The 20,566-nt window shown below is 65.7% G+C and carries 20 protein-coding genes; 10 read left to right on the forward strand and 10 right to left on the reverse strand.

Going from position 1 to position 20,566, the window contains the following annotated elements:
* The first annotated feature begins 63 nt into the window (after window positions 1-63).
* The gene (locus AC5RUQ_RS18410; protein WP_493948755.1) at window positions 64-957 is read left to right on the forward strand and encodes a TIGR01777 family oxidoreductase; all 894 of its coding nucleotides are present in this window, start codon (window positions 64-66) and stop codon (window positions 955-957) included.
* A 31-nt stretch (window positions 958-988) separates the two neighbouring features.
* On the opposite strand, the gene AC5RUQ_RS18415 is transcribed toward AC5RUQ_RS18410, so the two are convergent.
* On the reverse strand, window positions 989-2,635 hold the full coding sequence (locus tag AC5RUQ_RS18415) for a serine/threonine-protein kinase (RefSeq protein WP_493948756.1): 1,647 nt from the start codon (window positions 2,633-2,635) through the stop codon (window positions 989-991).
* A 143-nt stretch (window positions 2,636-2,778) separates the two neighbouring features.
* Here AC5RUQ_RS18415 and lipB point away from each other — a divergent pair, with 143 nt between their 5' ends.
* From lipB to AC5RUQ_RS18435, 4 genes are all read left to right on the forward strand, one after another.
* Window positions 2,779-3,447 (forward strand): lipoyl(octanoyl) transferase LipB, encoded by a 669-nt coding sequence (gene lipB, locus AC5RUQ_RS18420; protein WP_493948757.1) that lies wholly within the window; start codon window positions 2,779-2,781, stop codon window positions 3,445-3,447.
* A complete protein-coding gene (lipA, locus tag AC5RUQ_RS18425) occupies window positions 3,444-4,451 on the forward strand; it encodes a lipoyl synthase (protein WP_493948758.1) in 1,008 nt (335 codons plus the stop codon). The genes lipB and lipA overlap by 4 nt, the downstream gene beginning before the upstream one ends.
* A gap of 86 nt (window positions 4,452-4,537) precedes the next feature.
* A complete protein-coding gene (locus AC5RUQ_RS18430) occupies window positions 4,538-5,290 on the forward strand; it encodes a DUF4191 domain-containing protein (RefSeq protein WP_458778853.1) in 753 nt (250 codons plus the stop codon).
* An 88-nt stretch (window positions 5,291-5,378) separates the two neighbouring features.
* Entirely contained in the window at window positions 5,379-5,780 is a 402-nt protein-coding gene (locus tag AC5RUQ_RS18435; protein WP_493948759.1) for a DUF3817 domain-containing protein, read from the forward strand.
* Window positions 5,781-5,792: 12 nt separating this feature from the next.
* Here AC5RUQ_RS18435 and AC5RUQ_RS18440 read toward each other — a convergent pair whose 3' ends face one another.
* Window positions 5,793-6,230 carry an RDD family protein gene (locus AC5RUQ_RS18440; RefSeq protein WP_256247460.1) on the reverse strand — a complete coding sequence of 146 codons (438 nt, stop codon included), beginning with the start codon at window positions 6,228-6,230 and terminating at the stop codon, window positions 5,793-5,795.
* A gap of 288 nt (window positions 6,231-6,518) precedes the next feature.
* Here AC5RUQ_RS18440 and glnA (AC5RUQ_RS18445) point away from each other — a divergent pair, with 288 nt between their 5' ends.
* Window positions 6,519-7,943, forward strand: a complete 1,425-nt coding sequence (gene glnA / locus AC5RUQ_RS18445; RefSeq protein WP_139028876.1) for a type I glutamate--ammonia ligase — start codon at window positions 6,519-6,521, stop codon at window positions 7,941-7,943.
* A 144-nt stretch (window positions 7,944-8,087) separates the two neighbouring features.
* On the opposite strand, the gene AC5RUQ_RS18450 is transcribed toward glnA (AC5RUQ_RS18445), so the two are convergent.
* The 5 genes from AC5RUQ_RS18450 to glnA (AC5RUQ_RS18470) form a co-directional block, all read right to left on the reverse strand.
* Window positions 8,088-8,738: a hypothetical protein gene (locus AC5RUQ_RS18450; RefSeq protein ID WP_493948760.1), complete on the reverse strand. Its 651-nt coding sequence runs from the start codon at window positions 8,736-8,738 to the stop codon at window positions 8,088-8,090.
* Window positions 8,739-8,927: 189 nt separating this feature from the next.
* Complete coding sequence (locus AC5RUQ_RS18455) at window positions 8,928-9,461, reverse strand: GNAT family N-acetyltransferase (RefSeq protein WP_493948761.1); 534 nt, start codon at window positions 9,459-9,461, stop codon at window positions 8,928-8,930.
* 5 nt (window positions 9,462-9,466) lie between these two features.
* Window positions 9,467-9,925 carry a VOC family protein gene (locus tag AC5RUQ_RS18460; RefSeq protein ID WP_493948762.1) on the reverse strand — a complete coding sequence of 153 codons (459 nt, stop codon included), beginning with the start codon at window positions 9,923-9,925 and terminating at the stop codon, window positions 9,467-9,469.
* Window positions 9,926-9,993: 68 nt separating this feature from the next.
* Window positions 9,994-13,005 carry a bifunctional [glutamine synthetase] adenylyltransferase/[glutamine synthetase]-adenylyl-L-tyrosine phosphorylase gene (locus AC5RUQ_RS18465; protein ID WP_493948763.1) on the reverse strand — a complete coding sequence of 1,004 codons (3,012 nt, stop codon included), beginning with the start codon at window positions 13,003-13,005 and terminating at the stop codon, window positions 9,994-9,996.
* A 9-nt stretch (window positions 13,006-13,014) separates the two neighbouring features.
* Window positions 13,015-14,355 (reverse strand): type I glutamate--ammonia ligase, encoded by a 1,341-nt coding sequence (gene glnA / locus AC5RUQ_RS18470; protein ID WP_163163079.1) that lies wholly within the window; start codon window positions 14,353-14,355, stop codon window positions 13,015-13,017.
* Window positions 14,356-14,614: 259 nt separating this feature from the next.
* On the opposite strand from glnA (AC5RUQ_RS18470), the gene panB reads away from it, so the two are divergent.
* The gene (panB, locus tag AC5RUQ_RS18475; protein WP_493948764.1) at window positions 14,615-15,511 is read left to right on the forward strand and encodes a 3-methyl-2-oxobutanoate hydroxymethyltransferase; all 897 of its coding nucleotides are present in this window, start codon (window positions 14,615-14,617) and stop codon (window positions 15,509-15,511) included.
* Window positions 15,512-15,565: 54 nt separating this feature from the next.
* On the opposite strand, the gene AC5RUQ_RS18480 is transcribed toward panB, so the two are convergent.
* Window positions 15,566-15,730 (reverse strand): SPOR domain-containing protein, encoded by a 165-nt coding sequence (locus AC5RUQ_RS18480; protein ID WP_493948765.1) that lies wholly within the window; start codon window positions 15,728-15,730, stop codon window positions 15,566-15,568.
* A gap of 118 nt (window positions 15,731-15,848) precedes the next feature.
* Here AC5RUQ_RS18480 and map point away from each other — a divergent pair, with 118 nt between their 5' ends.
* From map to AC5RUQ_RS18495, 3 genes are all read left to right on the forward strand, one after another.
* Window positions 15,849-16,727, forward strand: coding sequence for a type I methionyl aminopeptidase (map, locus tag AC5RUQ_RS18485; protein WP_493948766.1), 879 nt, complete (start codon window positions 15,849-15,851; stop codon window positions 16,725-16,727).
* 124 nt (window positions 16,728-16,851) lie between these two features.
* Entirely contained in the window at window positions 16,852-17,655 is an 804-nt protein-coding gene (gene ppgK / locus AC5RUQ_RS18490) for a polyphosphate--glucose phosphotransferase (RefSeq protein WP_493948767.1), read from the forward strand.
* 2 nt (window positions 17,656-17,657) lie between these two features.
* Window positions 17,658-18,428, forward strand: a complete 771-nt coding sequence (locus tag AC5RUQ_RS18495) for an SDR family oxidoreductase (protein ID WP_493948768.1) — start codon at window positions 17,658-17,660, stop codon at window positions 18,426-18,428.
* Window positions 18,429-18,505: 77 nt separating this feature from the next.
* Here the strand turns inward: AC5RUQ_RS18495 and nrdR are convergent, their stop codons facing one another.
* On the reverse strand, window positions 18,506-19,012 hold the full coding sequence (nrdR, locus tag AC5RUQ_RS18500) for a transcriptional regulator NrdR (RefSeq protein ID WP_493948769.1): 507 nt from the start codon (window positions 19,010-19,012) through the stop codon (window positions 18,506-18,508).
* A gap of 155 nt (window positions 19,013-19,167) precedes the next feature.
* Window positions 19,168-20,565, reverse strand: coding sequence for a histidinol dehydrogenase (gene hisD, locus AC5RUQ_RS18505; RefSeq protein WP_493948770.1), 1,398 nt, complete (start codon window positions 20,563-20,565; stop codon window positions 19,168-19,170).
* Window position 20,566 lies beyond the last annotated feature (1 nt).

A 20,566-nucleotide genomic window follows, 5' to 3' on the forward strand; every position in this document is an offset into this window, starting at 1 on the left:
TCAACCCCCGGTTACCCCTGTTGGAGGTGCTTCCGCTGCGTCCGCCGTGGTGTGATGGACCCCATGCGCATAGTTATCGCCGGCGCCTCCGGTCTGATCGGTAGCCACATGTCGGCCACCTTCCGCGATGCAGGCCACGACCTCGTGTCCCTGGTCCGGCGCGAGCCGGCATCGGCAACGGAAGTCCGGTGGAACCCGGCCGCCGGAGAACTTGACCCAATGGCACTGGCCGGAGCCGACGCCGTCGTCAATCTCTCGGGCGCCGGCATCGGGGACAGGCCGTGGACCCGCCGGCGCATTGACGAACTTTTCAGCTCCCGGGTGGACTCCACGCGGACGCTCACCCAGGCCATGCGCCAACTCGATTCCCCGCCCCCTGTCTTCATCAGCCAGTCCGGCTCCGGGTACTACGGCGACGCCGGCAACACGGTGCTTCGGGAAAACGCGCCGCAGGGAGCCGGCACCCTCGCCCGCATCTGTGGCGAGTGGGAAGCGGCAGCCGCCACCGCTCCCCCGGGTGTGCGGGTGGTGGTGCCGCGGACGGCGGTGGTCCTCAGCCGTTCCGGCGGTGCACTGGGCAGGCTTCTCCCCCTGATCCGGCTGGGGGTTGGCGGGCCGCTCGGCAACGGCCGCCAATACTGGCCGTGGATAACCCTGCCCGATGTTTCGGCAGCTTTCCTCTTCCTGCTGGAGTCCCCGCTGTCCGGACCGGTGAACCTTGCCGCCCCCGAGGATGCAGACGTGAACGCCCTGGTGGCTGCGCTTGCCAAGGCCCTGCACCGCCCTGCCGCGCTGCGGGTACCCGCCCCGGTGCTGCGCCTGGTGATGCGTGACCTGGCCGACGAACTACTCCTCGCCAGCCAGCGCATGGAACCCGCCCTGCTGTCCTCTGCCGGTTTCACCTGGCAGCATCCAACCCTTGCCCAGGCCGCGCAGTGGGCAGCCGGCAAGGAGTAGGCGCCTGCCTGCCTGCGCTTCGGCGCCGGCATCAAGTTCCGGGAAGGATGTCGCTGACCCGCCATCTGCCGTCGACAAGGACCAGTACCAGGCGAAGCCGTTGCCCGGCACCGGCCTCTCCCCTTGCAGTCACAACGCCCTGGGCATCCTTTTCCTCGTAGGCGGACGCGGCTGAGGTGACCTCAACCACGGCGCCGGCTTCGTTTCGGCCCTCCTCCGCCTGCACCTGCGACAGGGTGGTGGAGAATCCGGACAGGATGCGGCCGGATTGGCGCAGCCGCCCGCTGATTTCACTATCTGCTGCCGCCGCAGCCGAGCCATGCTGGTTCACCTCATCGAGGAGTTCCAGCTGTCCGGTGCTGAGGGCCAGCGACCTCAGCACCGCGAGGCCGTGGACCGCCACGGCGGGATCCGATGATGCCGCCTGCTGCCTGGCTGCCTCGACGGGACCGGCGTGCTGGCGTATTTCCGCAGGTAGGAGTTCGGGGACCCTGGTTGCGTTTGCCCCGGCAGCCGTCTCCGCCGGGGAATCAGGCCCGGCGGAGGTGACCCCAACACCGGACAGCCACCAGGCTGCAGCAACCGCCGCAGCGGTGGCTCCGGCAAGAGCGGTCCGCCGTATCGGCTGGCCACCCGGCGGGGAGGCGTGCCGTCCTTTCCGCTGATTCCCAGGGTGGGCCGGAGGCATGACTGCCTTCGACTCGCTGAAGGGCAGCTTTCCCGGGGCAACGAACGGGCCTGACCATGCCGACGTCGTCAGCCGGCGCCGCAGCCGGCGGACCCGCTCACCGAGCCTGTGTGGAGTTGGTGCCTGCAGGCGTGTTACCAGTTCCGGCAGGACTGTGGGGTGGACTGCAGGCGCCAGGTCCAGCGGCAGCGGTGATGCGCTCCGGTAGACGGCTGTGGCGAGGGAGGCAGCAGTGGGCCGGAGCCGCCGGTCCTCGTTCAGCCCGGACTCCAGGGCGGCGGCGAGTTCCCGGGGGACCTCCGGAAGCAGGAGGGACAAGGGTGGCCGGTCCGCCGTCCGCTGCGGAGGCAGGCCGGTGAGGCAGAACCAGCCGAGCGCCGCCACCGAATAGACGTCACGTTCGGGCTGAAGGCCTGCCCGAACTGCGTCCACCGGCGCCGGATCCAGAAATCCGGGTGTGCCTGCACCGGCTGCAGAGCCAGGATCCCCCAGCATCCGGGCGATGCCGACGTCGGACAGCATCGGTTTGCCCTGGGCGGTGAACAGGACGTTGCCCGGCGAGACGTCGGCATGGGTGAACCCTTTGCCATGCAAATACGCCAGGGCCTGGGCGATGGGCGTCAGCACCGTCACTGTTTCCCCCACGCTGAGTTTTCCCCTGGCAGCGATCAGGCCGGCGAGGGAGCCACCTGGCACGTAGTCCATGACCAGTGCGGCGGGGCCTTCCACGCCGGCCAACGCCACAGTGTGGTGGGCCTTGATGAGGTGGGGATGATCGAGGATGGACAGGATGCGGATCTCGCGCCGGATACCTTCTTCGGTCATCGCGGTTCCTCGGGACGACCTGCGGGCGGGCGGACGGAAGTACTTCAGGGCGAACTCCCGGCCGCTCCGTTCCTCCCGGACCAGCCAGACAGAGGAACTGCCGCCGCGGCCAAGCAACCGCCCTACGGCATAACCGGAAGCCGTTATCCCCTGCAAATCTTCCATGACCTATGTCTAGTCGAATCCGGCGCGGCGCGCAGAAGTTATCCACAGGGGCGCCAGGCCCGCTGCCGCCGAGGCCCGGGGGTGCACGGTGAGCTTAAGCACTAAACCGGGTGCGTGGGCGCCCAAGGTCTAAGCTGGATGCCATGACTCTTGAGTTTTCACAGCTGGGTCTTGCTCCGGACTTTGTCGACTACACTCGCGGTTGGGCCATCCAGAGCGAACTCCACGACAACGTCGTCGCCGGAAAGGCCCCGAGCACGGTACTCCTCCTCGAACACGCCCCGGTCTATACGGCCGGTAAACGGACGGAGGATCACGAACGGCCCTTCGACGGCACGCCGGTGGTCCCGGTGGACCGCGGCGGCAAGCTCACGTGGCATGGCCCTGGCCAACTGGTGGGGTATCCCATTATCAAGCTGAAGAACCGGGCGGGGATTCGCGACTACGTCGAACGCCTCGAGTCGGTCATCATCAATGTCCTTGCGGACTACGGCATCCAGGCCGTGCGGATCAAGGGCCGGGCAGGGGTCTGGATCGCAGCAGACGCGAAGGGCCCGGACAGGAAGATTGCCGCCATCGGCATCCGCGTCCATGAGGGCGTCACCATGCACGGGTTCGCCATCAACTGCAACAACGATCTTGCCCCGTACACGCAGATCATTGCCTGTGGAATAACCGATGCCGGTGTAACAACCATCGCCCAGGAAACCGGTTATGACGTCTCCCCGGCTGACCTCGTTTCCAGAATCACCGAAGAACTGCGCAAGAATGAAGACGCCCTGATCGCTACCCCCGAAGGAGCTCTACTGTGACATTGGCACCTGAAGGCCGGAAGCTTTTGCGCGTTGAACAGCGCAACTCTGCTGTCCCGGTGGAGCGGAAGCCGGACTGGATCAAGGCCAAGGTCCAGATGGGCCCGGAGTTCGTCCAGCTCAAGAACCTGGTGAAGAAGGAAGGCCTGCACACGGTGTGTGAGGAGGCCGGCTGCCCCAACATCTTTGAGTGCTGGGAGGACAAGGAAGCCACGTTCCTGATCGGCGGGTCCGAGTGCACCCGGCGGTGTGATTTCTGCCAGATCGATACCGGCAAACCCTCCCCGGTGGACCGGTTCGAACCGACCAAGGTGGCCAGGTCCGTGCAGGCGATGCAGCTGCGCTACGCCACCGTCACCGGCGTGGCCCGCGACGACCTCGAGGACGAGGGCGTGTGGCTGTACGCCGAGACGGTCCGCAAGATCCACGAACTGAACCCGGGCACCGGGGTGGAGCTGCTGATCCCCGACTTTTCCGGCAAACCTGAACACATCAAAGCGATCTGCGACTCCAAGCCCGAGGTGTTCGCGCACAACGTCGAGACCGTGCCCAGGATTTTCAAGCGGATCCGGCCGGCGTTCCGCTACGAGCGGTCCCTGGATGTGATCACGCAGGGCCGGAACCTGGGCATGGTGACCAAGTCCAACCTGATCCTGGGGATGGGCGAGACCCGCGAGGAGATCTCCGAAGCGCTGCGGGACCTGCACGAGGCAGGCTGTGACCTGATCACCATCACCCAGTACCTGCGCCCGTCCGAGCGGCACCTGCCGGTGGACCGGTGGGTCAAGCCGCAGGAATTCGTGGACCTCCAGGACGAGGCCACCGAGATCGGCTTCCTCGGCGTCATGAGTGGCCCGCTGGTCCGTTCCTCCTACCGCGCCGGCAGGCTCTGGGCCACCGCGATGCGCAAGAAGGGCTGGGAGATCCCGGCAGAACTGGCCCACATCGAGTCCTCCGGCACCACCCGCCAGGAAGCCAGCTCCCTCCTCGCAGCCCACTCCTGACCCCGGAAACTCTTCATCCCCAAGGGCCGGCACCGGAAGTCTTCGGTGCCGGCCCTTGGGCTTTGGTCACGTAGAATTAAGTCACTATGGCGAAATCCCCTGATTCCAGCAACTCCACTCCGTCTGGCTCCAGCGCAGTCAAGCGTGGCCTCTTCTCCCGCAAGCCGAAAGAAGCAAAGGTCAAGAAGCCCAGCCGGCTCAAGCAGATCGGCGAGGTCTTCACCATGACCCGCCGCCACGACCCCATGGTTCCGTGGCTTATGCTGCTGGTTTTCCTCGGCGTTGTGGCTGTCAGCTTCCTGGTGGGCTTCTGGCTTGAAAACTGGATCACGGGCCTGATCATCGGTATCCCGCTGGGCCTGCTGGGAGCCACGCTGATCCTCTCGCGGCGCGCGGAACGTGCGGCTTTCGCCCAGATCGAAAACCAGCCTGGCGCCTCAGGCGCCGCTCTGGGAACGCTTCGGCGCGGCTGGATCACCGAGGAACAGCCCGTCGCCGTCAACCCGCGCACGCAGGACGCCGTGTTCCGCGCCATCGGCCGTCCCGGCGTCGTGCTGGTCAGCGAGGGCCCCACGCACCGTGTAAAGCCCCTGCTGGACGCGGAACGCAAGCGCCTGGCGCGGATCCTTCCCAATGTCACTGTGCATGTCATCGAGAGCGGCCGCGGCGAGGGCCAGGTTCCCATCAGCCAGGTAGCGAAGAAGATGGGCAAGCTGAAGAAGGAACTGACCAAGCTTGAGGTGAATGCCGTGTCCAAGCGCATCGCTTCACTGGGCAACCGTCTCCCCATCCCCAAGGGCATCGACCCCTACAAAGCCCGCCCCAACCGCGGACGCTAGAGCGCACGCCCCGGTGTCCGGCCATGAGCCGGGACCGGGGCTTTTTTATGGCCGGCCAACGGCGCAACCGACTACAGGACAGGACGAAGTGGAACAGGACAAGGCCAAACAGGACCAGGCGAAACAGGACCAGGTGGAGTCTCCCGTGAGGAATGCCGTGCTCCGCGCCTTTCGGATCCTCGCGATCGCCGAAGCGTTCAGCTGGGCGGCGCTTCTTGTGGGCATGTACTTCAAGTGGATCGCCGGCACCACGGAAATTGGCGTGCAGGTGGCCGGGCCCGTCCACGGCGCATTGTTTGTGGGCTACGGGATCGCCGCGCTGGCACTCTGGCGGCTGCAGCGCTGGCCGTTCGTGGTGGCCCTCTTCGCAGGCCTTTCCGCCGTCTTCCCGTTTGCCACCCTCTGGTTTGAGCGCTGGGCCGGCAAGCGGGGGTACCTCGCGGCTGCCGCAGCCGAGGTTCCGGCAGCGAAGGAAGCCAGCCGCGTCTGAACCCCGGGGCACCTACCGGCGCAGGAGCAGCGTGTCCATCGCCTTGTCGTGGAGGCCGCGGTGGTCCGGATCAAAGATGACGGCGGGAACCACAAGGCAAAGCAGCACCGACCTCACCACCGCGGCCAGCGGCCCCGGCGCTCCGCCGCCGGCTTTCACCACGTGGATGCCGGCGGCGCGGTGCCCGATGCTGTAGCCAAGCGTGCCCACCAGGAGGATTTGTTCGACGGCGAAAATCGCCAGGGTGGCCCATGCGTCGCCCCCAAAGGCGAAGTTGCTGATGAGCAACGCAATGCCCCAGTCGATCATGATCGCGATGATCCTGCGCCCTGCCCGGGCAATGGAACCGGATCCGGACTCCGGCAACCCAAGCCGCTCACCCGGATACTTGGAGATGCCCGAGGTGTCAGGGCCGGTGAGCCAGGAGCCAATGTCTTTGCGATCTACCACCGTCCAAGTTTACCGGGTTCCTTCGCCCACACTGTGGAAGCGGTTAGACCACAGTGTGGACGGCGGATAGCCTTTCCATATCAGGGCATTCTGTAACCTGCCCGAAACAATGCGGACACGGGCGGGAAATGCCGCGTCCATAGGCTGTTAGCAGTTTCAAGCAAATCCACCGGCAGACATTTGCAGCGGTACTTTCAGCAGGGAAACACTGCGGCGTTTCCCTGCTTTGGATTGCGCTGGATCAGATGGCTTTCACGCCAGATAGTTACATATGCGTTAGGAGCATAGATGTTCAAGACTGCGGACGAGGTCCTCAAGTTCATCAAAGACGAAGACATTAAATTCGTCGATATCCGTTTCACCGACCTTCCGGGTGTCCAGCAGCACTTCAATGTCCCGGCCAAGAGCGTTGACGCCGACTTCTTCATCAACGGCCAGCTCTTCGACGGATCCTCCATCCGCGGTTTCCAGGGCATCGCCGAATCCGATATGCAGCTGATCCCGGACGTCACCACCGCGTTCCTGGACACGTTCCGCATGGAAAAGACCCTCGCGCTGAACTTCTCCATCGTCAACCCCCGCACCGGCGATCCGTACCACCGTGACCCCCGCGGCGTGGCTGAGAAGGCCGAAGCCTACCTGGCCTCCACCGGCATCGCTGACACCGCTTTCTTCGCTCCCGAAGCAGAGTTCTTCGTGTTCGACAACGTCCAGTACCAGTCCTCCCCGCAGGGCAGCTTCTACAAGATCGATTCCGAGGAAGCCCACTGGAACACCGGCCGCGAGGAAGAGGGCGGAAACCTCGGTTACAAGACCCCCGTCAAGGGCGGCTACTTCCCGGTCTCCCCCACGGACAAGCAGGCTGACCTGCGCGACGCCATGTGCGTCGCCCTGGACGAAGCCGGCCTCGAGGTCGAGCGCAGCCACCACGAAGTTGGCTCCGCCGGCCAGGCTGAGATCAACTACAAGTTCACCACGCTGACCCACGCTGCCGATGACCTGCAGAAGTTCAAGTACGTCATCAAGAACACCGCAGACGCCTGGGGCAAGTCCGTGACGTTTATGCCCAAGCCGGTCTTCGGCGACAACGGCTCCGGCATGCACTGCCACCAGTCGCTGTGGAACGGCGGCGAGCCGCTGTTCTACGACGAGAAGGGCTACGCCGGCCTGTCCGACACCGCACGCTGGTACATCGGCGGCCTGCTCAAGCACGCCTCCGCCGTCCTGGCGTTCACCAACCCGACGGTGAACTCCTACCGCCGCCTGGTCAAGGGCTTCGAAGCTCCCGTCAACATGGTTTACTCGCAGGGCAACCGCTCCGCCGGTATCCGTATCCCCATCACGGGCACCAACCCCAAGGCCAAGCGCATCGAGTTCCGCGCGCCGGACCCCTCCTCCAACCCGTACCTGGCATTCGCTGCCCAGCTGATGGCCGGGATCGACGGCATCCGCAACCGCATCGAGCCGCCGGCACCGATCGACAAGGACCTCTACGAGCTCCCCGCCGAGGAAGCCAAGGACATCCCCAAGGCTCCGGGCACACTCGAGGAAGCCCTGGAGGCCCTTCGCGAGGACAACGAGTTCCTGCAGGCCGGCGGCGTGTTCACCCAGGACCTGATCGACACCTGGATTGAGTACAAGTACGAGAACGAGATCCGTCCGCTGTCGCTGCGCCCGAACCCCTACGAGTTCGAGCTCTACTACGGCGTCTAGCCGGACCACACGGCTGAAGCGGGCATGATCCGCCAGCACGCCGCGGAAATCTCTCTACAGCAAGGCCGGCCTCAATCCCTGAGGCCGGCCTTCCTGCTGTCCGGATCTGCCAGGGCTGCGGCTGCCTGCCCGGCTTGGGCGGCGTCAACGGGCCGGGCGTGCTTCTTCTTCGTCGGCCGCGCCTAACAGCTGTACGGCGACCCTGGCGAACTCCGTCGGGAGTTCGGCGTCTAAAGACGCGAGGATGACAGTGGTGCGCTCCGCTGTGTCCACATTACTTATGTCCGCGTTGTACAAGTCATCGGCCTCGCGCTTCAACCCGGCACCTACCGCCTCGTCCAGGGCTTCGCCACCCATAGACCACTTGAAGTCGTAGCTGTAGGTGGGTGCCCAGCCCTGGATGGCATCGGCAACAGTGGAGAACGTGAACTGACGTCCTTCTTTATTGAAGGCGCTCACCATGTACATATTGACTGGTTCCGTACCCTCGCGGTTGTCCACGTCCGCTACCAGGTAGGAGATTGGCGCTGCTCCGACCTTGACTCTGTAGGCCTCGATCGCCGCGAGGGCAGGGTCTGCCGCAGGTGTCGGCAACGTGAAAGTTATCCGGGCACCCGACGCTGTAGTGAGCCCGTACAGTCCTGCGGGCATTGCTGCCCGTTCTGCCGTAGTTGAGGGTGAAGCCGCGCTTGTGCCCGCCGGCCCCGCCGCCGGACCGTTTTGCGCGGGCACCGGCGCTGAACACGCGGCGAGCATTAGGACAAAGGCCGGCAGGGCAATCCTGATCCGCTTCATGGCTTCCCAAAAGTACGCGTATAAGGTGGGGATCCGGCTCCAGACGTGCTGAGACCGGGAACCGGATCCCCTGACGAGTGCTCCCCGAGACGAAGACTTTGCAAGCCTTCCCCCCAACAAGGTTTGAAGAACACCGTCAATCCTCATACTCGGGCAATACGGGACCGAGCGCAACGCCGGCGTGCCCCGTTACGGTGCGGCGGGCCGGTCAAAACCGCGGAACATGATCCGCTGGGGTCCCGCAGAGCCCCCCGTATACTGCCCCCGGTCCTCAAAGCCGGCGCGGCGGTAGGCGGATAGTCCCGCGGGATTCGCTTCGTTGACGGAAAGGACGACGCCGGTCTCACCGGACCCGCGCCTGATGCTGAGTTTTTCCGCGGCCGCCACGGCGGCGGCAGCACCCAGCGGACCAAAGCCTTTGCCCTGTTCCCGCCGGTCGATCAGGAATCCCCGCAGCAGCCAGGCTGAATCGTCATGTGGCCAGCCCGCCAGCCGGGCTGCGCCGGCCTGCAAAGTGAGCACGCCGACGGCCCGCCCGAGGAATTCAATCACATAGGGACGCCGGGAGTCCTCAGCGAGCCCCGCCAGGACCATCCGCAGCGGATCACCGACGAACTGCTCCTGGCCCGGCCCGAGTTCCAGCTCCGCCACTGCGCCCAGCTGGATGGCACGTGCGTCGTCGTCGAGGTCCTGAAGCGAAATCAGCCAGACCGTGTGGTCCATGCCGCTCAGGGCTGCGGGCCGGCGGACCCGTCAGCGGCCATGGAATCAGCCGCCACGGAATCGGCCGGCGGACCGGCGGGATCCATCCACATCACTTCCCAGAGGTGGCCGTCCGGGTCCTGGAAGCTGTGGCTGTACATAAATCCGTAGTCCTGGGGGTCTTCGGACGGAGACCCGCCGGAAGCCAGCGCGGTCTTGACGGCCCCATCTACTGCTTCCCGGCTGTCCACGGAGTAGGCGATGATCGCTTCCGCGGAGTCCTTGCTGTTAGCAACGTCCTTGGACGTGAACGTCTTGAAGAAGGTATCCACCAGAAGCATGACATATGCATTCTCGTTGATGATCATGCACGTGGCATTCTCATCCGTATAGTCCGGGTTGAAGGAGAAGCCGAGGGCAGCGAAGAACTCCACGGAACGATTCAGGTCTTTGACGGGCAGGTTGAAAAAGATTTGGGTAGCCATGGGCTCAAATTAGCACCGGCCCCGGACAAGTGTCAGCCACTCCCGACGAACAAGGCGCAGCAGCCCGGTCAGTGGCCGTAGAAAACCCGCTCAAAGACTGCCCTGGCCCGGCGGCTGACGCGCAGGTAATCCTCTTCCAAAACCGCCGCCTGGCCGGGTTCGTAACCGCACCACCGCGCCACGGCTTCCAGGTCACGCCGTGAGGACGGCAGCAGGTCCGAGGCCTTGCCGCTCCAGATGACGTTTGCAGACCTGATCCGGCTGGCAAGACGCCAGGCAGCCGCCAGCAAGTCCGCGTCGTCCCTGTCCAGCAGCCCGGCCCGGGTTGCGGCTTCGAGCGCCCCGATGGTGGACGTGGTCCGCAGCTCCTCGAGTTTGCCCGCATACTGAAGCTGCAAAAGCTGGACCAGCCACTCGACGTCACTGAGCCCGCCCCGGCCCAGCTTGAGGTGCCTGGCTGGATCAGCCCCGCGGGGCAGGCGTTCTGATTCAACCCTTGCCTTGACGCGCCGAATTTCGCGGACATCCTGCTCCGATATGGATTCCGGATACCTGATGGGATCGATGAGGTCGAGGAAGTCCGCGGCCAGGGCGTCATCGCCCGCCATCGGCCGTGCACGCAGCAACGCCTGCGCCTCCCAGATGAGCGACCAGCGCCGATAGTACTCGGCGAAGGAGTCCAGGGAGCGGACCATCGCGCCGCTCTTGCCTTCCGGCCGCAGGTCAGCGTCAACCTGCAGCACCCGTTCGGCCATAATGGCCGGCTTCAGCGGCTGGGTCAGGAGGCTGGAAACCTTCGCCACTATCCGCGATGCCTGCTCCTGTGCCTCCTCCTGCGAAAACCCAGGCAGTGCCCTGTGGACGTACATCACATCGGCGTCGGACCCGTAGCCGATTTCGCGGCCGCCCTGACGGCCCATGGCCACCACCAGGACAGCGGTTTTCAGTGGCCCCTTGGCGGAGACGATTCCTTCGGCCACGCGGAGTGCGCCCAGCACCGCGGCCCTGTCGGTGTCTGCCAGGGCGGCCCCCACACGGTCCTGGTCCAGCAGTCCGGAGGAGTCCGCAATGGCGATCCTCAGCGTCTCGCGCCGCCTGATCAGCCGGATCAGCCGCATGGCACTTTCCGGATCAGCATGGCGGGACATCTTGGAGGTTATCTCCTGCCACTGCGCCTCGAACGTCACCGGGACGAGGTCCTTATCCTGGCCGAGCCACGCCACCGATTCAGGGGACACTTCCAGCAGGTCGGCGATCAGGCGCGAATTTGACAGCATGTGGCACAGTCGCTCGGCGGCAGCGTTGGAGTCCCGGAGCATTCCCAGGTACCAGTGGGTGGTACCCAGGGCTTCGCTTACCCGGCGGAAGGCGAGGAGGCCCGCGTCGGGATCCACGCCTTCGGCCAGCCAGTCAAGCAGGATGGGCAGCAGTTGCCGTTGCAGGGCCGCCCTGCGGCTCACCCCGGCGGTGAGGGCTTCGATGTGGCGCATGGCGCCCTTCGGGTCCTGGTAGCCGAGGGCAGCGAGACGGCCCTGGGCGGCTTCGGGCGTCAGCCTGGCGTCCTCGCTGCTGAGTTTAGCTGCGGTGTTGAGCAGGGGCCGGTAGAAGATTCGCTCATGCAGCTCACGCACCGAGCGCTTTGTTTTCTGCCAGGCGGTCAGCAGAGCGTCCGGATGCGGACGCTCGTTGGAAAACGGCCCCAGAACCGCTTTGGCCAGCGCCCGGAGGGCCGGCTCGCCGACCGGCATCAGGTGCGTCCTGCGGAGCTGGAAGAGCTGGATGCGGTGCTCCAGCAGGCGCAGGTACCGGTACGCATTGTCGAACGCCGCGGCGTCAGCCCGTCCGATGTAGCCGCCTGCTGACAGGGCGGCGATCGCGGAGGTCGTATCCCGCCGGCGCAGAGTTTCGTCGGATTTGCCGTGGACCAGCTGGAGCAGCTGCACCGTAAACTCAACGTCGCGGAGTCCTCCGCGGCCCAGCTTGATCTGGCGCTGTTCCTCTGCCTGCGGGATGTGTTCCGTAACCCGGCGCCGCATGGCCTGCACCGATTCAACAAACCCGTCCCGGCTGGCCGAACTCCAGATCAGCGGCGCGATGGCGTCCTCGTACTGCCGGCCAAGGGCAACATCACCGGCGATGGTGCGCGCTTTCAGCAGGGCCTGGAACTCCCAGCTCTCCGCCCACCGAGCGTAGTAGGTCTCGTGGGAGGCAAGGGTGCGCACCAGCGGACCGGATTTCCCTTCCGGCCGGAGGTTGGCATCCACTTCCCACAGCCCGGGTTCCCTGGCGACTGATGAAATCGCACGGGATATCCCGCTGGCCAGGGCAGTGCCAATCGTACTGCCCTGCGCCTCCTCCAGGCCGCCCGTCTCGACCACGTAAATGACGTCGACGTCGGAAATGTAGTTAAGCTCCCGCGCTCCGCACTTGCCCATCCCGATGACGGCAAGGCCGACGTCGGCCACGTCCGAGGCGCTGAACTGGCCCGCTGCCTCGGCGCGCGAAACAGCCAGGGCCGCCTCGATGGCTGCCCCGGCGAGGTCTGCGAGCTCCCCGCCGGCCAGGGGCAGGAAATCCAGTGGATCCGCCGCGCACAGGTCCTTGACGGCAAGATCCACCACCCCCCGGCGGTAGGCCGTCCGCAGGGCGGCGTACGCCTCCGTTCCGGTGACGCCGGCGACGGGTCGGGCTGCCCGCGGATCGGCGCCCACCGATTGGAGGAGGACAGCGCGCAGCGCCGAAGCATCCGCCTGCAGGGGCTCGGGGCTGGGACGCACATTAAAGGCGTCAAGGTGTTCGGGGTGGCGGATGAGGAACTCCCCCAGCGCCTCCGAAGCCCCCAGCACCCGGTACAGCGGTTCACTCGTTTCGGGGTCGGCGCCCGCCAACTCCCGAAGGGCGGGATGCTTTTCGATCAGCCGCACCAGGGACTGAAGGGCTGTGTCCGGACTGGCTGCCATCTGCAGCCCCGCAAAGAGCCGCTCTTCGTCCAGTCCTTCAAGCTCGCGGGCAGCCAGAAACCGCTCGCCCTTCTCCAGGTCACTGAAGCCGGCCGAAATCAGGCGCCGTGCGAGGCTCACAACCGGTGCCTAGAGAATTCCCAGGTTGCGCTGCAGCTCGTACGGCGTCACCTGGAGCCGGTAGTCCTGCCACTCGGCACGCTTGTTCCGCAGGAAGTGTTCGTAAACCTGCTCGCCCAGGATCTGCGGCATCAGTTCAGAGTCCTCCATCGAGCGGATGGCCTCATGCAGGCTGGCCGGAAGGGGATCGTGCCCCATCGCGCGGCGCTCCGCCGAACTCAGTGACCAGACATCGTCCTCGGCGGCAGCCGGCAGGTCGTAGCCTTCCTCGATGCCCTTCAGCCCGGCGCCCAGCAGGACGGCGTAGGCAAGGTAGGGGTTTGCTGCGGAATCGATGCCGCGGTACTCGATCCGCGCCGACTGGCCCTTGCCCGGCTTGTACAGCGGGACGCGGACCAGGGCCGAGCGGTTGTTATGTCCCCAGCTCAGGTAGCTCGGGGCCTCCCCGCCGCCCCACAGCCGCTTGTAGGAGTTCACAAACTGGTTTGTCACCGCAGTGAACTCGGGGGCGTGCTTGAGGATGCCGGCAATGAACTGGCGCGCTGTCTTGGACAGCTGGAATTCGGCGCCGGCCTCATAGAAAGCGTTGGTGTCCCCCTCGAACAGGGAAAAGTGGGTGTGCATGCCGGAGCCGGGGTGCGCGGTGAAGGGCTTGGGCATAAAGGTGGCGTAGGTCCCCTGCTGGAGCGCCACTTCCTTGATGATTGTCCGGAACGTCATGATGTTGTCCGCCGTCTGGAGGGCATCCGCGTAGCGCAAATCGATCTCGTTCTGCCCCGGGCCCGCTTCATGGTGGCTGAACTCCACCGAAATGCCTACGGATTCCAGCATCGTCACCGCCGTGCGGCGGAAATCCTGGGCCACTCCGCCCGGGACGTGGTCAAAGTAGCCACCCTCGTCAACCGGCACCGGTGCGCCGTCCGGGCCTGGCTCCTGGGACTTGAGGAGGTAGAACTCGATCTCAGGGTGGGTGTAGCAGGTGAACCCCATGTCCGCGGCCTTGGCGAGCGTGCGCTTGAGGACGTTGCGCGGGTCTGCGGTGGAAGGCTCACCGTCAGGCGTCAGGATGTCACAGAACATGCGGGACGTCTGCTCGGTTTCGCCGCGCCACGGGAGGATCTGGAAGGTGGACGGGTCCGGCTGCGCGAGCATGTCGGACTCGAACACACGCGCCAGCCCTTCAATAGCTGAACCGTCGAAACCGAGGCCCTCTTCGAATGCACCCTCCACTTCCGCCGGCGCCAGCGCCACGGACTTGAGTGAACCCACGACGTCGGTGAACCACAGGCGCACGAAACGTACGTCGCGCTCTTCGATTGTGCGCAGGACAAACTCTTGCTGGCGGTCCATGATGGCCTCTTCTCCGGTCAACGTCCATGCCCCGGTCCGCAGAATGCCGGCAGCAGTTCACAAACACTGTACTAAGCAATTGACGCCGATGCTGGAGCCTGCAGGCCGCGTAACACAGCGTTAACACGGCGGCCAGCGAAATCCCGCCAACAGCAGCCCCTGCCCGGGCCGCGGCCGACGCCTCCCTTATGACGCGAATCACCCATGCTGGAGACACCGCCTGTAGCTAGGACCGCCGGTGCCGCATTACGCTCATGCCATGGCCTCAAGCAACAGTCCTGACTCAAGCACGTCCGCCGACGTCCCCGCCCCCTACGGCAGCGGGCCCGGCCAGGGCGCGCCGCCGCCCTCAGAGCGGAAGCCAGCCAAGGTGCGCGTCCACCATCTTCAGCAGGCCAAGAACGACGGAACCAGGTTCGCGATGCTGACTGCCTACGAGCAGTACACGGCAGAAATCTTCGACGCTGCGGGCATCGAGGTGCTCCTCGTGGGTGACTCAGCGTCCAACAATGTCTTCGGCAATGAAACCAGCCTGCCGGTAACCGTGGATGAACTGCTCCCCCTGTGCCGCGCAGTGGCACGTTCCGCCAAGCGGGCCCTCGTTGTGGCCGACCTGCCGTTCGGCAGCTACGAGGTTTCCCCCGAGCAGGCCGTCGCCGCGGGCGTGCGGTTCCTGAAGGAAGGCCTGGCGCATGCCGTCAAAATCGAAGGCGGCAAGTACTATGCGCCGACGGTCCGGGCCATGGTGCAGGCAGGGATTCCGGTGATGGCCCACATCGGCTTTACGCCGCAGAGTGAGCACGCGCTGGGCGGTTACCGTGTCCAGGGCCGCGGCAGCGACGCTCAACGCCTGATTGACGACGCCGTGGCGTTGGCGGATGCCGGCGCCTTCAGCGTGCTGATGGAGATGGTCCCCGCGGAGACGGCGGCGGCAGTGGATAAGGCCGTCACCGTTCCCACCGTTGGCATCGGCGCCGGCAAGGAGACCACCGGCCAGGTGCTGGTCTGGCAGGACATGGCCGGACTCCGGGGCGGCAGGATGGCCAAGTTCGTCAAGCAGTACGCGGATCTGCGGACCACTCTCCTGGATGCGGCTGCGGCGTACGGTGAGGATGTCAGGTCCGGCCAGTTCCCAGGGCCTGAGCACACTTTCTAGGCGCAGGTTCCCCGGAAGCAGGCCGGCGCCAGGCCGGCCTGCCCTGCGTGCCCGTCAGTCGTCGTCGCCCTTTTCCCAGGCTTCATTGCGGGCGCGGACCTTCTCCAGGGCGTGCTCCGCTTCTGCCCTCGTCTTGTAGGGGCCGATCAGCTGGCTCCAGTCCGAGAGCCGGTCCTCCTCCACCTCGTGGGTTTTGATGTTGTACCAGTACTCAGTCATCGTTGTTCCCCGTTCCGGCAGGCAGGAACCTGCGTGACGCGCGTAACTTAAACCCTTACGCGGGACAGACGCGGTTCCCGGTTGTTAGGCGTTCTGTGGTGCCTTATATGATCAATCTATGCCTTCCCTTGCCTCGACTGCACCCATCGGCACCCTTACCCCGGGAACCGTCAGCCCGCAGCGTCCCGTCCCGGCGTCCATCCCCCGCCCCGAGTATGTGGGCAGGCCGGCACCCGCGAAGTTCACCGGTTCCGAGGTCAAATCCGCGGAAACCGTCGAGAAGATCCGCGTGGCCGCAAAAATCGCCGCGCAAGCCATCGTTGAAGTGGGCCAGCACATCGAGCCCGGTGTCACTACCGACCAGCTGGACAAGGTGGGCCACGAGTTCCTCCTTGACCACCACGCATACCCCTCCACCCTCGGATACCGGGGATTCCCAAAGTCCTTGTGCTCGTCACTGAACGAGGTCATCTGCCACGGGATCCCGGACACTACCGTGGTCAACGACGGCGACATCCTCAACATCGACATCACGGCCTACATCGACGGCGTCCACGGCGACACCAACTACACCTTCCTGGTAGGGGATGTTGACGAGGAGTCCCGCCTGCTCGTGGAACGGACCCAGGAATCCCTGAACCGTGCAATCAAGGCCGTTGCCCCGGGACGCGAGATCAACGTGATCGGCCGCGCCATCGAGTCCTACGCCAAACGCTTCGGCTACGGGGTGGTCCGGGACTTCACCGGCCACGGTGTCGGCGAGGCCTTCCACACCGGGCTCATCATCCCCCACTACGACGCCGCCCCCGCCTACAGCACAGTGATTGAGCCCGGCATGGTGTTCACCATTGAACCGATGCTGACGCTGGGCACCGTGGAGTGGGACATGTGGGCCGATGACTGGACCGTGGTGACGCGGGACCGCAAGCGCACCGCCCAGTTTGAGCACACGCTGCTGGTCACCGAGTCCGGGGCGGAGATCCTGACCCTCCCCTGACCCGCAGCAGTCCCAAGCTTCCCAACACGTGTAACCGGTCAGCCACCGCCGTTGACCACGCAACTACCGGGACCGGCTTCCCGCCGCCCCTCCCTGCCCGCCCCTGCCACGAACGGAAAACCCATTGGCCAAGAAGGACGAGAAGTCGCACAAGAACGCCCCGCTGATCGGCATCGACATCGGAGGCACGGGAATCAAGGGCGGCATCGTCGACCTGAAGAAGGGCAAACTGTTGGGTGACCGGTTCCGCGTTCCCACCCCTCAACCGGCCACCCCGGAGTCGGTTGCCGAGGCCGTGGCACTGGTGGTTTCCGAGCTCTCGGCACGCCCTGAGGCGCCTGCTGCCGGCTCGCCTGTTGGCGTCACCTTCCCCGGCATCATCCAGCACGGCGTGGTCCACTCCGCCGCGAACGTGGACAAGAGCTGGCTCAACACCGACATCGACGGCCTCCTGACGGCGCGCCTGGGCCGTCCGGTCGAGGTCATCAACGACGCCGACGCCGCCGGCCTCGCGGAGGCCCGCTATGGCGCCGGGGCAGGGGTCGCCGGCACGGTTCTGGTGATCACCCTCGGCACGGGAATCGGCTCGGCCTTTATCTTCGACGGCAAACTCGTACCGAACGCCGAGCTGGGCCACCTGGAAATCGACGGCCACGACGCGGAAACCAAGGCCTCCGCCGTGGCCCGTGAAAGGGACGGTCTCACCTGGGACGAATACAGCGTCCTGCTGCAGCGCTACTTCTCCCATGTCGAGTTCCTGTTCTCCCCCGAACTGTTCATCGTGGGCGGGGGCATATCCAAGCGCGCAGACGAGTACCTCCCGAAGCTCAAGCTCCGCACGCCGATCGTGCCTGCGGTCCTGCGGAACGAGGCCGGCATCGTAGGCGCCGCCATCGAAATCGCTTTGAAACACAAGCTCGCAAAATAGCGGTGAGCGTCGTTTCGGGCCCGGCCCCCCGCGGCGTCATGGTGGTCACCGGTGCCAGCCGGGGCATCGGTGCCGCCACCGCCCGCTTGGCTGCCCGCACCGGTTACGCCGTGGTGGTGAACTACTCCGCCGATGCTGACGGCGCCGCGGCGGTGGTAAAGGACATTACGGACGGCGGCGGCACGGCAGTAGGTGCCGAGGCCGACGTCAGCGATCCCACCGCAGTCCGCTCCCTGTTCGACGCCGCCGTGCGGCTTGGGCCGCTGACTGCAGTAGTAAACAATGCGGGCATCACCGGCAACCTAATCGGGAACCTCGTGGACGTGCCCGCTGAGAACATCCGGCGGGTCATGGATGTCAACGTCACCGGGCTGATCTACGTCTGCCAGGAAGCGGTGCGGCGCCTGGACAATCGGGCGGGCGGCGCAGGCGGTTCCATTATCAATATCTCCTCCACGGCAACCAAGGCAGGTTCCCCCGGAACCTGGGCGCACTACGCGGCTTCCAAGGGGGCGGTGGATGTGCTCACCACGGGCCTGGCGGCTGAAGTGGCAAAGCAGGGCATCCGGGTGAACGCAGTTGCGCCCGGGAGCACCAACACCGGCCTGCACGCCGCGGCCGGGATGCCGGACCGCGTTGAGCGGCTCAACCCGACCATTCCGCTCGGCAGGGGCGCTGAACCCGAAGAGGTGGCGGCCGCCGTACTGTGGCTAATGTCGGCGGAGGCGGGCTATATCACCGGCGCCGTGCTGCCCGTTTCAGGGGGAAGGTAGCCGGCCTGGCCCCTTGCGGGCGCCAGGTGTGGTGCCGGTGGTGGCTGCGGCTTCCCCTCCACTGCCACCACCGGAGCTTACAGTGCGCTCTTTTCGGAGCTTCTGCCGCCCTTGGCAGGAGTACCCTTTGCGTCCTCTTCGGCTTCCTGGCGGAGCAGGGCTATAGCCGATTCGAAATCCTCAAGGGATTCGAAGGCCTGGTAGACGCTCGCAAAGCGGAGGTAGGCCACCTTGTCCAGCTTCTGCAGCGGACCGAGGATAACGAGTCCCACCTCGTGGGCGTCGATTTCGGCGGCGCCGGATGAGCGGATCTGCTCCTCGACTTCCTGGGCGAGCAGCGCAAGGTCGTCCTCGCTGACGGGGCGTCCCTGGCAGGCCTTGCGGACGCCGTTGATGACCTTGCTGCGGCTAAAGGGCTCCCCCACGCCGGAACGCTTGATGACGGACAAACTGGTGGTCTCCACCGTGGTGAACCTGCGCCCGCATTCGGGGCACTGGCGGCGCCGGCGGATTGCCGAGCCGTCGTCCGCCATGCGGCTGTCCACCACGCGGGAATCGGGGTTGCGGCAGAACGGACAATACATGGCGTCCCTTCTTTCGCTGGATAATCTTCGCTTGGTGGCTTGCTTCTTGATGACCGCTGAGCCAACGCACAGGCAGCCCGGTACTGCCTCTTAGTTTACGTCCCGGCGCAGCCTAATCACAAGCCTGTAACTACTACATGTTGTGGTGCGTCCTACTAGATAGCGGAGCCCGGCAGGTCCTGGCCCCCTGGGAACCGGGCCGTCACCGCCTCGCCGTGGGCGGGCAGGTCTTCTGCGCCGGCCAGGCTGACGATGTGGCCGCTTACTTCCGCCAGGGCGTCACGGCTGTAGTTCACTACCTGGATGGCACGCAGGAAGGTGGTGACATTCAAGCCGGACGAGAAGGCAGCTGTGCCGCTGGTGGGCAGTACGTGGTTGGAGCCGGCACAGTAATCCCCCAGGCTGACGGGGCTGTAGTCCCCAACAAAGATGGCGCCGGCATTACGGATCCTGGCGGCCACGCCGGCTGCGTCCCGGGTCATGATTTCCAGGTGTTCTGCTGCGTACGCGTCGCAGGCAGCGATGCCCTGTTCCAGGTCGTCCACCAGGACCACTCCGGACTGCGGGCCGGACAGTGCTTCGCGGACCCGGCCGGAGTGCTTCGTCGCCACGGCCTGCCGGTTCAGTTCCGTGCGTACGGCAGCCGCGAGGTCCTCGGAATCCGTGATCAGCACCGAGGCTGCCTTGGGATCGTGCTCGGCCTGGCTGATCAGGTCGGCGGCAACCAGGGCAGGTTGGGCCGTGGAGTCCGCCAGGATGGCGATTTCGGTGGTGCCCGCCTCGGAATCGATCCCCACCGCACCCTTGACCAGGCGTTTGGCCGTGGCCACGAAAATGTTGCCCGGCCCGGTCACCACATCCACCGGTTCCAAAGCCGGACCGGCCTCCGTCGCCTGCACCCCGTAGGCGAATGCGGCGATGGCCTGGGCGCCGCCGATGGCGTACACCTCAGTGATGCCGAGCAGTGCAGCGGCCGCCAGGATGGTGGGATGCGGCAACCCGCCAAACTCCTTCTGCGGAGGGGATGCCAGGGCAATGGACTCCACTCCGGCTGCGAGGGCCGGAACCACGTTCATGATCACCGAAGACGGGTACACGGCCAGGCCGCCGGGGACGTAGAGTCCCACCCGCGCCACCGGCACCCAGTTCTGGCTGACCACCGCGCCGTCCCCGAGTTGGACCTCCACGTTGCGCGGACGCTGGCCGTCGGCGAACCGGCGTGCCCTGTTGATCGATTCCTCCAGCGCCCGCCGGACGGCCGGATCCAGCTTTTGAAGCGCCGCCGAGAGGGCCTCCTGCGGGACGAGCGGGTGGTTTTGCGCTACCCCGTCGAAGCGCAGGGCCAGTTCGCCCAAGGCATCGAAACCCCGTTCCCGGACGGCCGCGATGATGTCGAGGACCTTTTCCTCCGCGTCGGCCACCGTCTGGCCCTGGGCGCGCGGCACCGCAGCGCGAAGTCCAGCGAGGGTCAGGTTCCGGCCCCGAAGGTCAACGGTCCGGAAGCTAACGGCGGAAGCGGCGGGGGCGGCGGGAAACTCCGAAGAAATGGTCACC

The sequence above is a fragment of the Arthrobacter sp. MDT2-3 genome (assembly GCF_059090465.1).

Excerpts from the sequence above, each read along its gene's own strand:
- AC5RUQ_RS18410 (WP_493948755.1), top strand. The coding sequence starts at position 64 with ATGCGCATAGTTATCGCCGGCGCCTCCGGTCTGATCGGTAGCCACATG.
- AC5RUQ_RS18415 (WP_493948756.1), bottom strand. The coding sequence starts at position 2,635 with ATGGAAGATTTGCAGGGGATAACGGCTTCCGGTTATGCCGTAGGGCGG.
- lipB (WP_493948757.1), top strand. The coding sequence starts at position 2,779 with ATGACTCTTGAGTTTTCACAGCTGGGTCTTGCTCCGGACTTTGTCGAC.
- AC5RUQ_RS18430 (WP_458778853.1), top strand. The coding sequence starts at position 4,538 with ATGGCGAAATCCCCTGATTCCAGCAACTCCACTCCGTCTGGCTCCAGC.
- glnA (WP_139028876.1), top strand. The coding sequence starts at position 6,519 with ATGTTCAAGACTGCGGACGAGGTCCTCAAGTTCATCAAAGACGAAGAC.
- AC5RUQ_RS18450 (WP_493948760.1), bottom strand. The coding sequence starts at position 8,738 with ATGAAGCGGATCAGGATTGCCCTGCCGGCCTTTGTCCTAATGCTCGCC.
- AC5RUQ_RS18455 (WP_493948761.1), bottom strand. The coding sequence starts at position 9,461 with ATGGACCACACGGTCTGGCTGATTTCGCTTCAGGACCTCGACGACGAC.
- AC5RUQ_RS18460 (WP_493948762.1), bottom strand. The coding sequence starts at position 9,925 with ATGGCTACCCAAATCTTTTTCAACCTGCCCGTCAAAGACCTGAATCGT.
- glnA (WP_163163079.1), bottom strand. The coding sequence starts at position 14,355 with ATGGACCGCCAGCAAGAGTTTGTCCTGCGCACAATCGAAGAGCGCGAC.
- panB (WP_493948764.1), top strand. The coding sequence starts at position 14,615 with ATGGCCTCAAGCAACAGTCCTGACTCAAGCACGTCCGCCGACGTCCCC.
- AC5RUQ_RS18480 (WP_493948765.1), bottom strand. The coding sequence starts at position 15,730 with ATGACTGAGTACTGGTACAACATCAAAACCCACGAGGTGGAGGAGGAC.
- map (WP_493948766.1), top strand. The coding sequence starts at position 15,849 with ATGCCTTCCCTTGCCTCGACTGCACCCATCGGCACCCTTACCCCGGGA.
- nrdR (WP_493948769.1), bottom strand. The coding sequence starts at position 19,012 with ATGTATTGTCCGTTCTGCCGCAACCCCGATTCCCGCGTGGTGGACAGC.